At 36.4% G+C, this 15,473-nt stretch carries 14 protein-coding genes; 7 read left to right on the forward strand and 7 right to left on the reverse strand.

What is annotated here, in order from left to right; all coding sequences use genetic code 11:
• Nucleotides 1-121 precede the first annotated feature (121 nt).
• Nucleotides 122-2,404, reverse strand: coding sequence for a sensor histidine kinase (locus HMPREF1495_RS04890; protein ID WP_034212555.1), 2,283 nt, complete (start codon nt 2,402-2,404; stop codon nt 122-124).
• Between the two features lies 1 nt (nt 2,405).
• Nucleotides 2,406-3,101 carry a response regulator transcription factor gene (locus HMPREF1495_RS04895; protein ID WP_007595650.1) on the reverse strand — a complete coding sequence of 232 codons (696 nt, stop codon included), beginning with the start codon at nt 3,099-3,101 and terminating at the stop codon, nt 2,406-2,408.
• Between the two features lie 171 nt (nt 3,102-3,272).
• On the opposite strand from HMPREF1495_RS04895, the gene tadA reads away from it, so the two are divergent.
• Nucleotides 3,273-3,740 carry a tRNA adenosine(34) deaminase TadA gene (gene tadA, locus HMPREF1495_RS04900; protein ID WP_034212557.1) on the forward strand — a complete coding sequence of 156 codons (468 nt, stop codon included), beginning with the start codon at nt 3,273-3,275 and terminating at the stop codon, nt 3,738-3,740.
• Nucleotides 3,741-3,786: 46 nt separating this feature from the next.
• On the opposite strand, the gene HMPREF1495_RS04905 is transcribed toward tadA, so the two are convergent.
• On the reverse strand, nt 3,787-4,290 hold the full coding sequence (locus HMPREF1495_RS04905) for a hypothetical protein (RefSeq protein ID WP_034212558.1): 504 nt from the start codon (nt 4,288-4,290) through the stop codon (nt 3,787-3,789).
• 322 nt (nt 4,291-4,612) lie between these two features.
• Here HMPREF1495_RS04905 and HMPREF1495_RS04910 point away from each other — a divergent pair, with 322 nt between their 5' ends.
• The 6 genes from HMPREF1495_RS04910 to HMPREF1495_RS04935 all read left to right on the forward strand — a co-directional run bounded on the left by HMPREF1495_RS04910 (nt 4,613) and on the right by HMPREF1495_RS04935 (nt 11,625).
• Nucleotides 4,613-5,275, forward strand: a complete 663-nt coding sequence (locus HMPREF1495_RS04910) for a helix-turn-helix transcriptional regulator (RefSeq protein WP_034212572.1) — start codon at nt 4,613-4,615, stop codon at nt 5,273-5,275.
• Between the two features lie 39 nt (nt 5,276-5,314).
• The gene (dpaL, locus tag HMPREF1495_RS04915) at nt 5,315-6,508 is read left to right on the forward strand and encodes a diaminopropionate ammonia-lyase (protein WP_007595645.1); all 1,194 of its coding nucleotides are present in this window, start codon (nt 5,315-5,317) and stop codon (nt 6,506-6,508) included.
• Between the two features lie 31 nt (nt 6,509-6,539).
• Nucleotides 6,540-7,868: a YgeY family selenium metabolism-linked hydrolase gene (locus tag HMPREF1495_RS04920; RefSeq protein ID WP_007595644.1), complete on the forward strand. Its 1,329-nt coding sequence runs from the start codon at nt 6,540-6,542 to the stop codon at nt 7,866-7,868.
• A gap of 124 nt (nt 7,869-7,992) precedes the next feature.
• Entirely contained in the window at nt 7,993-9,192 is a 1,200-nt protein-coding gene (gene ygeW, locus HMPREF1495_RS04925; protein ID WP_034212560.1) for a knotted carbamoyltransferase YgeW, read from the forward strand.
• Between the two features lie 125 nt (nt 9,193-9,317).
• Nucleotides 9,318-10,259 carry a carbamate kinase gene (gene arcC / locus HMPREF1495_RS04930; protein WP_034212561.1) on the forward strand — a complete coding sequence of 314 codons (942 nt, stop codon included), beginning with the start codon at nt 9,318-9,320 and terminating at the stop codon, nt 10,257-10,259.
• A gap of 19 nt (nt 10,260-10,278) precedes the next feature.
• On the forward strand, nt 10,279-11,625 hold the full coding sequence (locus HMPREF1495_RS04935) for a uracil-xanthine permease family protein (protein WP_007595639.1): 1,347 nt from the start codon (nt 10,279-10,281) through the stop codon (nt 11,623-11,625).
• A 219-nt stretch (nt 11,626-11,844) separates the two neighbouring features.
• Here the strand turns inward: HMPREF1495_RS04935 and HMPREF1495_RS04940 are convergent, their stop codons facing one another.
• The 4 genes from HMPREF1495_RS04940 to HMPREF1495_RS04955 all read right to left on the reverse strand — a co-directional run bounded on the left by HMPREF1495_RS04940 (nt 11,845) and on the right by HMPREF1495_RS04955 (nt 15,262).
• A complete protein-coding gene (locus tag HMPREF1495_RS04940; RefSeq protein WP_034212563.1) occupies nt 11,845-12,837 on the reverse strand; it encodes a hypothetical protein in 993 nt (330 codons plus the stop codon).
• A gap of 428 nt (nt 12,838-13,265) precedes the next feature.
• The gene (locus tag HMPREF1495_RS04945) at nt 13,266-14,279 is read right to left on the reverse strand and encodes a hypothetical protein (RefSeq protein WP_034212564.1); all 1,014 of its coding nucleotides are present in this window, start codon (nt 14,277-14,279) and stop codon (nt 13,266-13,268) included.
• Nucleotides 14,280-14,434: 155 nt separating this feature from the next.
• Nucleotides 14,435-14,803, reverse strand: a complete 369-nt coding sequence (locus HMPREF1495_RS04950) for a hypothetical protein (protein WP_034212566.1) — start codon at nt 14,801-14,803, stop codon at nt 14,435-14,437.
• Nucleotides 14,804-14,974: 171 nt separating this feature from the next.
• A complete protein-coding gene (locus HMPREF1495_RS04955; RefSeq protein WP_156912979.1) occupies nt 14,975-15,262 on the reverse strand; it encodes a hypothetical protein in 288 nt (95 codons plus the stop codon).
• Between the last annotated feature and the right edge of the window lie 211 nt (nt 15,263-15,473).

Consider the following 15,473-nt stretch of genomic DNA (forward strand, 5'->3'; position numbering starts at 1 on the left):
CCTTGTTTACTTTTATCCAACCGGTTTTAAGGGGTTGTTGTTAGCACTATATCACCTTGAGTGCTAAATGTCAACGTAAATATATGGTTAGATTGTATTCAATCTAACCATATACCAATCTTTATGCTACTTTTTCAAATTTTATTTGAACTTTGAAAAGATCACCATCTATAATTATATCAAACTTTCCGCCTTGCAGTATTGTCAAAGACTTTGCTATAGAAAGCCCAAGTCCGCTGCCTTCAGTGGTTCTTGATACATCACCTCTTACAAATCTTTCTGTAAGCTCATCAGGTCTTATATTTAGCGGATTTTCAGATATGTTTTTTATAACGAATGTTGCTCCGGTATTATCTGAAATAATATCAATATAAATTCTTGAATTCTTAGCCGCATACTTGAAAGCGTTATTATAAAGATTTTCCAAAACTCTCCAAAGATGTCTTCCGTCGGCCTTTATCATTACTCCGCTTGAAGGAGTATTTGAAATAATTGACAGTCCTTTTTCACTGAACTTTTCTTCAAACTCTCCGTTTGTCTGGTTTATCATCTCTACAAGATCAATATCCCTTAGATCTACTGATATATTTCCGCTTGAGACCTTACTTGCCTCCACCAGATCTTCAGTCAGGTTCTTTAAATGCTGTGATTTTACGGATAGTATATCCAAATACTCCTGTATTTTGGCATTTTCAGGTTTTTCTCTCTTTATAAGATCGACATAATTTATTATTGAAGTGAGCGGTGTCTTGATATCATGTGACACATTGGTTATCAAATCGGCTTTTAATCTTTCGCTCTTTACCTGATCGTTTATCGCTCCCTGAAGTCCCTTACTTATATTGTTGAGATCCTTTACAACACTTGCCTCTCTTCCGGCAAACTCATCCTCATTAAGTCTGTATCTGGTATCGCCGCTTGCAATCTCTTTTATAGCTTCCGCAATACTGTCAAAAGCTATAGCCGTTTTATAAATCTTATTAAATATAATAAAGTTTATAACTAAAAATATAATAAAGCAGATAAATATCATCAATCTTCCAAGAAGTCTCTTTTCATTTATAGTTGTTACAAGGAATAATGTAACCGCAATAAAATCCACAAGCATCAAAACAAGGAAATTCGATCCCCATTTTTTCTTAAAACTTCTTTTTAACATATATACGGAAAAACTTTCCTTAATCACTTTTGTGTATGAGTTTTTCCACAAAAGTCCGGCCTTATACTCTCTTACAATTGAAAATACAATGGGTAATGCAACAATATAAACAGAAGCGTAATTCAGCATCTGATTTGCAAAATTCCAATGTTTTTTTTCTATATAAATATGTAATACTTTCTGACCTATAAAATTGTTTGAGGCAAAAACTAAAACTATTCCGAAGGTCAGCAAAAGAATTTTCACTTCAACCGGTATAATATCAAAAAGCTTATTTATTTTTATGCCCTTCTTACCCTCACTGTGACCGCTGAAAATAAGAAGATAAGCCATACTTAAAACCATCAAAATAAGGCCTACTGTAGCCGATACCAATCCTATAGAGTATGCTCTCCTCTGCCTCAAATAATTCACATTAGCTAAAGCATATGTATCCGTTGCGGTGTATACGGTATTCACTGCGATATATACCTTATAAGGCTTCGGCAGTTTATCTGTAAGTTTTTCCGCCTGATACGACAACTCTTTCGGTATTTCACTTAGATTAGTGTCAACCATCATCCCCTGAGAAGACGCTATTGCATACTTTCCGTATTCATAAACACTCTTAATATTAAGCGTTCTGTCATTTGTATATACAGTATCACCATACTCGAGTCTGTATCTGAAATTTGAAGGGGTGAGAATAAATCTTTCATAGGCATTGTAGTATTTTGACAGCAAAACAAGACTCTCCGTTATAATTGTCTTCATACTTATATATGCATCACCCGGTTCCACAAGACCTGAGGTATCCGCATATGTTCTGTAATTAACAAAATATGATGTATCTTCTATCTGATTTACCAGGCTTTGATCTACAATACTGACCTGAAAATGCTCATCTATATAAAATCCATGTCTCTTGGCATATTCTATTATTGCACCTACAGTAAAATCCACATCATTGCTTGGGCCCATATTCAGACCGAATACATCCTTATTTATGTCAAATTTCCCGTCCGTTTCAAAGATATCCTTTAAATTTGCATACGAAAAAAGCAATGAAATATCGGAGTCAAACTGTGTTCTGAATGCCGGCGAATCATCATACTTCTCCGCATTGATCCACAGCAGACCCCTATTAAAATTTTCATTACAATAAATAATTGAAATACCTATAACAAAAACTATGAAAGCCGCTATATGTAATATGGTTACCCATACTTTCATCCTGCTTTTTGATAAAAATGTATTCTTATCCATATCAGCTTTGTTTTTCTATCTTATATCCGACTCCCCAAACCACTTTTAAGTATCTTGGCTCCTTAGGGTTTAACTCTATCTTTTCTCTTATATGTCTTATATGTACAGCAACCGTATTGTCGGCTCCGATAGCCTCTTCATTCCAAATCTGCTCATATATTTCATCAATAGAGAACACCTTTCCTGCATTCTTTGCAAGAAGTAAGAGTATATTGTACTCTATAGGTGTAAGCTTTATCAGTTCTCCTGCAATTGTAACTTCCTTGGTCTCATCGTCAATTTCAAGATCACCTACAACAACCTTTTGTGACTCAGGCACAGACATATTTCCAAGTTTTTTATATCTTCTAAGCTGACTCTTTACTCTTGCAACAAGCTCAAGAGGGTTAAAAGGCTTTGTAAGATAATCATCCGCACCGATATTCAGTCCTAAAATCTTATCTGCATCCTCAGATTTTGCCGAAAGCATTATAATAGGCACTGTGCTGTTCTCTCTTATCTTCATCGTAGCTCTTATTCCGTCCAGTACAGGCATCATGATATCTATTATAAGCAAATCAACTCTGTGTTTTGCCATCAATTTTACCGCTTCTTCACCGTCATAGGCTGTAAGTACTTCAAAGCCCTCCCCTGAAAGATAGATTTTTATTGCGTCTACTATCTCTCTGTCGTCATCACATACCAATATTAATTCCATTGTTCCACCTTTATATCTTGACTTAATTTTTATTTTGATTTAGTTTAAAATGTAACTGTTTATATTATACCATTTGTTTTAATATAAAAAAATGAATATTTTCTAACAGTTTTGTAGTTTTATAATTATAAACCTAAAGTGTTAATTTTTTGTGTCTTATAAAGGGAATTTATGAATAGAGATGAATATTTTTTAAAAGAAGCCATAAAGCAGGCAAAGAAAGCCGGTGATATAGGTGATGTTCCTATAGGCTGTATTATTGTTTTTGAAGATAAGATAATAGCAAGGGGATATAATAGAAGAAACAAGGACAAAAGTACACTCTCACATGCTGAAATTATTGCAATAAAAAAAGGCTGTAAAAAGCTTGGAGATTGGAGGCTTGAAGATTGCACCATGTATATCACCCTTGAGCCCTGCCCGATGTGTGCAGGTGCGATAGTCCAGTCCAGAATAAAAAAAGTTGTTCTCGGCGCCATGAATCCGAAAGCCGGATGTGCCGGTTCCATTATAAATATTTTGCAAACAGACGGCTTCAATCACAAAACGGAAGTAGAACTTATATCAGGTCCCCTTCATGAAGAATGTTCCGGTATGCTTACCTCCTTTTTTAAATCGTTAAGACAGAGCAAATCATAAAAACAACCGGGAGAGTCAAACTGTATTGACAATCCCGGTTTTATACTTACTCTTCCACTATCTTCGCATCTTTTATTCTTCCATATGTATTAGGGCCTTCTTCATAAGTCTCAAATACACCTTCCACAGTAACAAGAGTATCTTCTTCAGGACAGTTTTCATGTCTGTTCATTTTTTCATCCGCCCAAAGAATTTCCAATCCCTGTGCACAACATGCCGCCGCATCTTTTATCATACAGAAATGATAGTATACATCTTTATCATTGCTGTATGAAGAATAATAGTTTCCTCTTATTTTAAAGCTCTTGCCTATATATGACTTGGGGTCTATCATCATCTGATATACTGTGGCATAGACCATATCCGCTCCCATGACTGTCAGGTCATAGTCTATATCTCCGTCCTTTTTTACAGATTCACTCTCTGTCGTTTCCTCTGTACCGTTCTCATTTATATTACTCTCGTTTGCTATTTTGCTTTCAGCAACTGTCTTTTCATTATCAGCTTTACCGGCACTGCCGCACCCGGCCAGGAAAAGGCAGGAAAGCACTATTATAAACCTCTTCGTAAGTATTTCCTCCTTTGTTTATTATGTCTATTATTATATTTTCTTCACCTAAATATGTACAGTTAAAATTTATATACTATTTATTTAAATATTTGTTGCTTATTTTTTGTCATTTAATCTTCAATCACCTTTAACTGTATAAATTCAACTAAATCCCTTATTTTTTATGTGTTCTTACAATATTTTTGTTTATCTAAATTTTTTTTAGTTTGCTATTGATTTGCTATGTTAAAGGTGCTATATTATAGATACCTAAAAAAATTTTAGGTATTCAAATAATAAAGGAATGGCAATAGTGAATTTTATGAAAAGAGATGATTTGACTTTAGAATCTTTGGTAATGATTGCTCATGGTATAGCCAGACATTTCGGCAATGACTGTGAGGTCTGTATTCATGATTTACAAGCTGACGATCTGGAACACACTATTTGCTATATCATTAATGGTCATGTAACGGGAAGAAAAATCGGTGACGGTGCTTCAAAGATAGTTCTGGGTACTCTTGAGGCTTTGAAAAATGGTGAAAACGTAAGTGATCACCTCGGCTATAAGACTCATACCACCGACGGCAGGATATTAAAATCTTCCTCCGTATTCTTAAAGGATGAAACCGGTAAATACAGATTTATTCTTGGTATAAACCATGATATGACAAATTTCATAAATGCTCAGGCAACACTCTCAAATATAGTTGAGAATTTTGAAGCTGCCGAGGAAGACGTTTATGGACAAATCCCACTTAGTGTAAATGATTTGCTTGAAAATCTGATAGAACAAAGCGTAAGGATTGTAGGAAAGACACCTGCCCTTATGACAAAGGATGAAAAGATTAAGGCTATTAAATTTTTACAGGATGCCGGTGCTTTTCTCATCACTAAGTCCGGGGACAAGATTTCTCAATTTTTTGGAATTAGTAAATTCACACTGTATAGCTACATTGAACAGGCTAAGACAGTTAATGAATAATAGCATTTTTGCTAAACAATTTAGGAGGTTTAAAATTTCATGTCACAACTAAAATGGGTCTTAAATAATATGCCCAAAACAGAGGATGCCAATCTTCCGATAATGTCTGTGGAAGAAGTAACAAAAGCGAAAGCATTCCATGAGAGCTTTCCTCAGTATACTCAAACACCATTGGCTGATTTAAAGGAAATGGCTGAATTCCTTGGATTAGGAACAGTAAAGGTAAAGGATGAGTCTTACAGATTCGGTTTGAACGCATTTAAGGTTCTTGGCGGTTCATATGCTATCGCTAAGTACATAGCTGATGAAATGAATGTAGATGTATCTGAACTACCTTATTCAGTTCTTACATCCGACGAGTTTGCAAAGAAATTCAAACCTGCTACATTCTTCTCTGCTACAGATGGTAACCATGGTCGTGGAGTAGCTTGGGCAGCAAATAAGTTGCACCAAAAATCGGTAATCATCATGCCTAAGGGTTCAACTGAGACAAGACTTAACAACATCAAGGCTGAGGGTGCTGATGCTTGGATTTCCGATGTAAACTATGATGAGTGCGTTCGTGAGGCTGCAAAGCTTGCTGCCGGTGTTGAGCACGGTGTTGTGGTTCAGGATACAGCTTGGGAAGGCTATGAGAAGATTCCTGCATGGATTATGCAAGGATACGGTACTATGGCACTTGAGGCTGATGCTCAGTTTGCCGAGAGACCTACTCATGTATTTGTTCAGGCAGGTGTAGGTTCACTTGCAGGTGCAATGGTTGGTTACTTTGCTAATAAGTACAAAGAGAACCCACCTGTCATGGTAGTTGTTGAGGCTGAGGCTGCAGCTTGTCTTTACAAGGGTGCAAAGGCTGCTGACGGTGATATAAGAATAGTAGATGGAGATATGGATACAATCATGGCAGGTCTTGCTTGCGGTGAGCCGAATATCACATCTTGGGACATATTAAAGAATCATGTGACATGCTTTATAGCTGCTGAGGATATCGTAGCTGCAAGAGGTATGCGTATGCTTAACGCTCCTTTAAAGGGAGATACTCAGGTTCTTTCAGGTGAGTCGGGAGCCGCTCCGTTCGGTGCACTCGCTACTATCATGATGGATGATGAGTACAAGGAGCTTAGAGAGAAACTAAACTTAACCAAGGATTCTAAGGTATTACTCTTCTCAACTGAGGGTGACACTGATCCACAACGTTGGAGAAATATTATCTGGGAAGCTAAGGAAAGATAAGATAGTTATATATTGAAGGAGGAACAATACAATGGGTAAATTATCAAAAGAAGAGTTAGAGAAGATTAAATCTTTAGCTGAAGGCTACAAGGCTGATATGACAGCTTTTCTTCGTGCTATAGTTGCTAATCCGGGCGAGTCATCTGACGAGGCTGCTCACGTTGCTACAATCAAAGCTGAGATGGAAAAAGTAGGCTTTGATGAAGTTAAAGTTGATCCACAGGGAAATGTTATGGGATTCATGGGATCAGGCAAGACTCTTATCGCATTTGACGGACATATCGATACAGTAGGTATCGGAAACATCGACAACTGGAACTTTGATCCATATGAGGGATTTGAGGACGAGGAAGAAATCGGTGGTCGTGGTGTTTCAGATCAGCTCGGTGGAACAGTTTCTGCAGTATATGCAGCAAAGATTATGAAGGATCTCGGTCTTCTTAACGATAAGTATCGTGTAATGGTTGTAGGTACAGTTCAGGAAGAGGACTGTGACGGTCTTTGCTGGGAGTACATCTACCATGAGGATAAGATCAGACCTGAGTTCGTTGTATCTTCAGAGCCTACAGACGGTGGTCTTTACAGAGGACAAAGAGGACGTATGGAGATCAGAATCGATGTTAAGGGTGTTTCTTGCCACGGTTCAGCTCCTGACAGAGGTGACAATGCTCTCTACAAGATGGCCGATATCTTAAGAGACGTTCGTGCACTTAACAACAACGGTGATGCAGAGTCTACAGACATCAGAGGTCTTGTAAAGATGCTTAACCCTAAGTACAATGATCAGTGGAAAGAAGCAAGATTCCTTGGTAGAGGAACTGTTACAGCTTCACAAATCTTCTATACATCTCCTTCTCGTTGTGCAGTTGCTGACTCTTGTGCAGTATCTCTTGACAGAAGAATGACTGTAGGTGAGACTTGGGAGTCATGTCTTGAGGAGATCAGACAGCTTCCTGCAGTTAAGAAGTACGGTGATGATGTAGTTGTAAGCATGTACAACTATGACAGACCTTCATTTACAGGTGTTGTATATCCTATCGAGTGCTACTTCCCTACTTGGGTACTTCCTGAGGATCACAAAGTTTGTACAAGTGCTGTTGCAGCTTACAAGGATCTCTTCGGTGATAAGAGAATCGGTAATGCTAAGACTACACCTGAGCGTGAGGTAAGACCGCTTCTTGACAAGTGGACATTCTCTACAAACGGTGTTTCAATCATGGGTAGAAACGGTATCCCTGTAATCGGATTCGGACCTGGTGCAGAGGCACAGGCTCATGCTCCAAACGAGATCACATGGAAGAAAGACTTGGTAACATGTGCGGCATTCTATGCAGCTCTTCCTGCTTACTACTGTGACTAATTAAAATAATATTTATGTTTAACGTTACGGGCTTCTGCCCGGAGGGTTAAACTTATGTACAAGCTATAAAATAAATATATAAACTTTAAGCGCAAAGCGCTTTAAAAATAAGGAGTAATAAAAAATGTCAAATTTCAAGAGTTTAGTTGAAAAGTTAAAGAACCTCAAAACACAGGATATGTTCATGAACGACTTCTTCCTTACATGGGAAAAGACAGATGATGAGCTTAATGCTGTATGGACAGTTGCTGATGCACTTCGTGACCTCAGACAGAGAAACATCTCTACAAAGGTATTTGATTCAGGCCTTGGAATATCACTTTTCCGTGATAATTCTACAAGAACAAGATTCTCTTTCGCTTCAGCTTGTAACCTTTTAGGTCTTGAGGTTCAGGATCTTGACGAGGGTAAGTCACAGATCGCTCACGGTGAGACAGTTCGTGAGACAGCTAACATGATTTCTTTCATGGCTGACGTTATCGGTATCAGAGATGATATGTACATCGGTAAGGGTAATGCATATATGCACGAAGTTGCAGATTCTGTTGAGGCAGGATACAAGGACGGCGTTCTTGAGCAGAGACCTACTCTTGTAAACCTTCAGTGCGATATCGATCACCCAACACAGTGTATGGCTGATGCTCTTCATGTAATCCATGAGTTCGGCGGTATCGAGAACCTTAAGGGTAAGAAGATCGCTATGAGCTGGGCTTATTCACCATCTTACGGTAAGCCTCTTTCAGTTCCACAGGGTGTTATCGGTCTTTTCACAAGACTTGGTATGGATGTTGTTTTAGCTCATCCGGAAGGTTATGAGGTAATGCCTGAGGTTGCAAAGAAGGCAGAGGAGCAGGCAGCCGCGTGTGGCGGTAAGTTCACTATCACAAACGATATGAAGGAAGCATTCAAGGATGCAGATATCGTTTATCCTAAGTCATGGGCACCTTTTGCAGCTATGGAGAAGAGAACAAACCTTTATGCAGAGGGCGATTCAGAGGGAATCAAGGCTTTAGAGAAGGAGCTTCTTGCTCAGAATGCAGAGCACAAGGATTGGGCATGTACAGAAGAGATGATGAAGCTTACAAAGGACGGTAAGGCTCTTTATCTTCACTGCTTACCTGCTGATATCACAGGTGTTTCTTGCAAGGAAGGCGAGGTTGACGGTTCAGTATTTGACAGATACAGAGATCCGCTTTACAAAGAAGCAAGCTTCAAGCCATATGTTATCGCTGCTATGATCTTACTTGAGAAGTTCAAAGATCCTGCTAAGGTTTTAGAGCAGCTTGAGGCACGTGGACAGGACAGAATCTTTTCAGAAAAATAAAAAGGCCAGTGAGTCTTAGTAAATAAGGCGGTAGATAATCTATCGCCTATACAAAAGGGGGGCGGCTATATTTGGCTGCCCCTTTGTCTTTATAAACTATATCCTAACATTAAGGGGAAATTTATATGAAATTCAAAAGCAAGATTGTAATCGCTCTTGGTGGTAATGCCCTAGGTAATAATTTAAAAGAGCAGATGGTAGCTGTAAAAACTACTGCAAAGGCTATCGTAGATTTGATCGAAGATGGTCATGAGGTTCTTATCGTTCATGGAAACGGTCCACAGGTTGGTGTAATAAACAATGCCATGACAGAGTACGCACATAATACCGACTCCGATTCAACACCACTTTCAGTATGTGTAGCAATGAGCCAGGCTTATATCGGATATGATATACAGAACGCTCTTCGTGAGGAATTCATGAACAGAAATCTTGAAGTTCCTCCAATAGCTACAGTTGTTACTCAGATCAGAGTAGATGAGAATGATAAAGCATTCGAAAATCCTACAAAGCCTATCGGAAAGTTCATGGGCAAGGATGAAGCTCTTGAAGCTGCAGGAAACAGAGGTTGGATCGTAAAAGAGGATGCCGGAAGAGGTTACAGAAGAGTTGTTGCTTCTCCTGCTCCACAGGAAATTATTGAGTTGTCTGCTATTAAGTCAATGGCTGACAACGGACAGGTTGTAATCTGCTGCGGTGGTGGCGGAATTCCTGTAGTATCAAACGGAAAGCATCTTTCAGGTGCTCCTGCAGTAATCGATAAGGATGCGGCTGCCGCTCTTCTTGCAAAGAATGTAGGTGCAGATACACTTATTATCCTTACCGCTGTTGAAAAGGTTGCCATCGGATATGGCACAGAAAATGAAAAATGGTTAGATAAGCTCAGCACAGCTGAAGCTTTAAAGTATGCTGATGACGGAGAGTTCGCTCCGGGATCAATGCTTCCAAAGGTACTTGCCGCAGTAGATTTCGCTGCTTCAGGTGAAAACAAAACTGCAATGATAACATTGCTCGAAAAAGCTAAAGATGCTATTAACGGTAAGACAGGTACAAGAATTGTAGATTGATCAGGGAGGTATTGATAATATGAGTAATTCAGCAAATGCAGGCCAGAAGCAGTATGCTTCTATATTTGAATTGGACGGTTTCCCAAAGTTTTCAGAAGCTCTTCCACTTGCACTTCAACACGTGGTTGCAATGATTGTAGGATGTATAACACCTGCTATCATCGTATCAAATGTTGCTGAGCTTTCAGGTCCGGACAGAGTGCTTATGGTTCAAGCGGCTTTGGTAGTTGCCGCATTGTCTACACTTTTACAGCTTTTCGGTATAGGTACCAAGACATTTAGAATCGGTGCAAAACTTCCTGTTATTATGGGTATAAGCTTTGCATACGTTCCTACTATGCAGGATATTGCGAAAACTTCGGGTGTAGCTTCCATACTTGGAGCTCAGATAGTCGGTGGTATTGTTGCTATATTGGTAGGTTTCTCTGTTAAGAAAATTCAGAAGCTTTTCCCACCGCTTGTAACAGGTACTGTAGTATTTACTATCGGTCTTTCACTTTACTCAGTTGCTGTAAACTATATGGCAGGCGGTCTTGGAAAAGATGACTACGGCTCTTTAAAGAACTGGGGTGTAGCAATTTTTACACTTATTATTGTTATAGTACTCAACAACTTTGCTACAGGTATCTTAAAGCTTGCTTCCATATTGGTGGCAATGATTTGCGGTTATATTCTTGCATTGGTGCTTGGTATGGTCAACTTCTCATCTGTCGCAAGTGCAGGTGTATTCTCACTGCCTCAGATACTTCACTTCGGTATAAAGTTTGACCTGGCAGCTTGTATAGCAATCGGACTTTTGTTTGCTATAAACTCTATTCAGGCTATCGGAGATTTATCAGCTACAACAAGCGGTTCTATGGACAGACTTCCTACAGGTGATGAGCTTAGAAGCGGTATCATCGGTTATGGTATCTCAAATATACTCGGTGCCGCACTTGGCGGACTTCCTACAGCTACATTCTCACAGAATGTAGGTATTGTAACAACAACAAAGGTTATAAACAGAGCAGTACTTGGACTTGCAGGTATTATAATACTTATAGCAGGTCTTATACCTAAGTTCTCTGCATTGCTTACTACTATCCCTGTTTGTGTACTAGGTGGTGCTACAATATCAGTATTTGCTTCAATAGCAATGACAGGTATCAAGCTTATCTTCACAGAGAAGATGGACTTTAGAAACACATCTATTGTCGGACTTTCAGTAGCTCTCGGTGTAGGTATATCACAGGCACAAGGTTCACTTGCCGCTTTCCCACCGGAATTTACTACTATCTTCGGAAAGAGCCCTGTAGTTGTTGCAACTATCATGGCTGTTCTATTGAATGTAGTCCTTCCAAAAGATAAAACAGATCTTAAAAAATAAATTATAAATCTAAAAAGGAGTTGTCCGGAAATAGATAACTTCAAAATAGGGAGTGTGAGACTCGTTTTAGTCTCACACTCCCTAAATTTTATTTTTAGCAAGATTCATCACCATATATGCACTTCCTTGTATAGACTTTGCTATTTCCGTAGTCATACACTTTGTAAATTGTGCTGTTCTATCATGTCCTATTATATTGAGTTTTTATTTGCCTTCTAACTACCAATCAATTCCATAAAACCTATCTCCTTTCTCCCACCTATTTAAATTCACTTTGTTTCCGGTTTTAGTATCCACTATAAAGAAATTCATCCTATAGTAATCACTCCAGAAAAATGGAATATCCCCAACTGTGTAAAATAGATATCTTCCATCCGATGACAGCTTAAGGTATAACATATGTTGCCAAATCAAAAATTGACTACTAATATAATTATTTTTATCTGTTTCCAGGTTATACATATAGATTTTAGGTTCACTATAATACACAATCTTAGTCATATCATCCGGCATGTCAATAAAAGAATTTTCATCAGTAACATCAACTAACACAATCTCATCATCTTTATCAATTGTCTTTTTTATAATAATTCCTGTTTCAGTTTTATTTTCTACAAATGGCTTCTCTGTTTCCAAGAATAATGTTTCCTGTTCTTCTTTTAGAAAGTAGTTATGTCCTGTAGAATCTGTATTATTTAATATTCGTATATTCCACTTTCCATCTTCTTCTCTTATATAGCAAATGGCTGTTGAATAGTAACCCCAAAAAAATGTATATCCATCTTTATAGTATTTTGGCATACGAAGTTGCGTAACTCCCGGACCATCATATTCAATTTCCTTCAGGTTAACCTCTTTAACACATTTATTTAAATCTTTAAGGGATATAATTGGCCTCAATGTATAATCTTCCATATCAAGTTCTGCCAACCCCTGAAATCTGTCTTCCCATATCACACCTATAATCTTTTCATAATCATCACTATAAGACAATTCCTGAAATATATAGTCTGAAATTCTTTCATATTTTCTATTTTTGATATTATATTTAAAGGTTCCTCTGTCTCCATTTTTAAACCGCACTGAAAATACTATTGGTGGCTGATCTACTATTCCTTTTACCATCTGATAACCGACATATACCTTATACATATAAAACATACATAAAATGCCCATTAAAATAGCACATACTTTTATTATCGTCCTTCTCATAACATTTTCTCCTAATCAGATGTAATGCATCCCTTATTACCAGTTCGAAAATTGGCCAGTTTGGATCTCTAAGACATTCAAGTAAAAATGGTATTAACTGTTCATGTCGTGATAATTCCAATCCTTTTATAATTTCTATGAAATTTTCCAACACATCTTATTTTTACACTTTTCTAATTTTAAAAAATTCAGTCCTTGTCCTCCCCACCAAACCGGCAAATACTCCCTTGCCTGTACAAAGTATGTGTCAGCTACATTATAATATCTGTAACCGGTATATCCGAATTGATGCAAATGTTCCTGTGTGCAATAGGTATCTTCTCCATAGCCTATCTATTTTTCATATTCCTTAAAACCTATCCTGTTTCCAAGCACGTCATAGCTGTAGTTCTTGCTTTTCCCGATTTTGAGTAACTTAAGCTTCCTCTCTACCAATCAATTCCATAAAACATATCTGTTGTCTTCCATTTAACCAGCTTTGTTTTGTTTCCTGATTCTATATCAACCAGATAAAAAGTTCTTCTATAAAAACTCCCACCAAAAAATGGATTGTCACCTACTGTATAAAACAGATATTTTCCATAAGGCGAGAATTTCAATTCTATAATGTTCTGATTAAATAAATATTGGTTGGTCACATGTTTCTTTTTCTCAGTATTCAAATTGTAAATATATATTTCCGGTTCCTCATAATATGCAATCTTGCTCATATCAACCGGCATATCCATAAGTCCATCCGAGTCAAGAAGATCCGGTAACTCTATATCTAATATACCTTCTTTATTATCTTCTCCTATATTTCTTTCAATAATAGTCCCTCTATCTTTATTCTTACTCATCAACGTTTCATCTGTTTCTAAAAACAATTTATTCTCCATATATTCTTCCTTTATGAAATATGAATAACATAAGAATTTACCACTATTAACAATACTAATATCCCAATTATTTTTTACAGGTTTTATATAACATATATGTGTTGAATAATAACCCCAAAAAAATGTATATCCATCTTTATAGTATTTAGGCATACGAAGCTCTGCCTCTCCCGGAATATCATACTTAATCTCTTCCAATCCTAATTGTTTAACACATTTATTTAAATCACTAATATTTATAATAGGCTTAAATGTATAATCCCTCATATCAAGTTCTGCTATACCCTGAAATCTGTCCTCCCATATCACACCAATAATCTTTTCATAATCATCACTATAGGATAATTCCTGAAATATGTAGTCTGAAATTTTTTCATATTCTCCGGTTTTTATATTGTACTTAAAAGTCCCTTTATTTCCGTCTTCAAGTTCTGCTGCAAATACTATAGGTATACTATCATCCATTTCTTTCAACATCTGATACTTGTTATATTTAGTATAAAGGCAATATATACTTCCAATTATTATCAAAAATATAAATACTTTTATTATATTTTTCTTCATAACAATCCCCTTAATCTACTATGATCCAATTATTCTTATATATTTCATACTAAACTTCTCTGAAATCATCATATTTTGAATTTGAATATATTCCGAAATACCATAGACATTATATACCTCACAGAAATATAATATTTTAGGGATTCTAATTGGTTTTATCTGCTTTTACCACTTATAAAATCTTTTATTCTTTTCTTTAAAATTATTACACCAAGAACAACCATTCCGGATAAATATATTCGTATGTACAAATCAATTAATATTTTATATAAAAATACTACATTTAAGAAGTATGATATCCACACTAATATAAATACTACGCTTTCGGTAATTATTATTATATATATTAGCCAATATACTTTTTCATTCCTTTGCCATAAAAAAAATAATATGCTTGTATACTTATCAAGCTTTATTTTTTTCTTATGTTTATCTATATCAGTTTTATCTGTTCCCCAACAGACACCATAAAGCAGTATATATCCTAAAAAAGTAACCATTGCCGTAGTGCTGAAACTTGACATGAAATCCTCCTATTCTGCAAAGAATTTTTCAACTTTGGTCGATCTGTTTATCTTTTAAATTTCTTACTGTTCTTTTACTCCTTATTGCATTGTTCCACCGGAAAACACAAATACTGCTCATATCACTTCCGCATAATCTCTCCATAACTGATCCAATATACTAAAATATATTTATCTATTTTTACTCGTAATATAATCTTTTACTCTTTTTATCAAAATCTTTATTACAAGTATCGTATCAAATATTGAGCATATTCCTACATATATATTTAAAAATTTTCTCAAAATATTTATATCACCTAGGAAATAAAGAACCCAGACCACAATAAAAAGTATACTTTCACTTATAATTATTATATATACCAACCAATATAATTTTTCATTCCTATTCCATAGAAAAAACAATTTTTCAGTATATTTATTAAGTTTTATCTTTTTTTCATGTTCTTTAAAGCCTATCCTGTTTCCAAGCCCGTCATAGCTATAGCTTCTTGCTTTCCCCAAATTTGAGTAACTTAAATTTTTATTTTTAACAAAGATATTAATCAAATTTACCAACTACATGCTCTTACAGACATTTTATTTACTATATCAAAAAGTTTTCATTTACCATCCCTATACCAATCAAGTTCTATAAAAATCTCTATACTTTAACAAATCATAAGTCTTT

Source organism: Lachnoanaerobaculum sp. MSX33 (assembly GCF_000512995.1).
Classification (GTDB): domain Bacteria; phylum Bacillota; class Clostridia; order Lachnospirales; family Lachnospiraceae; genus Lachnoanaerobaculum.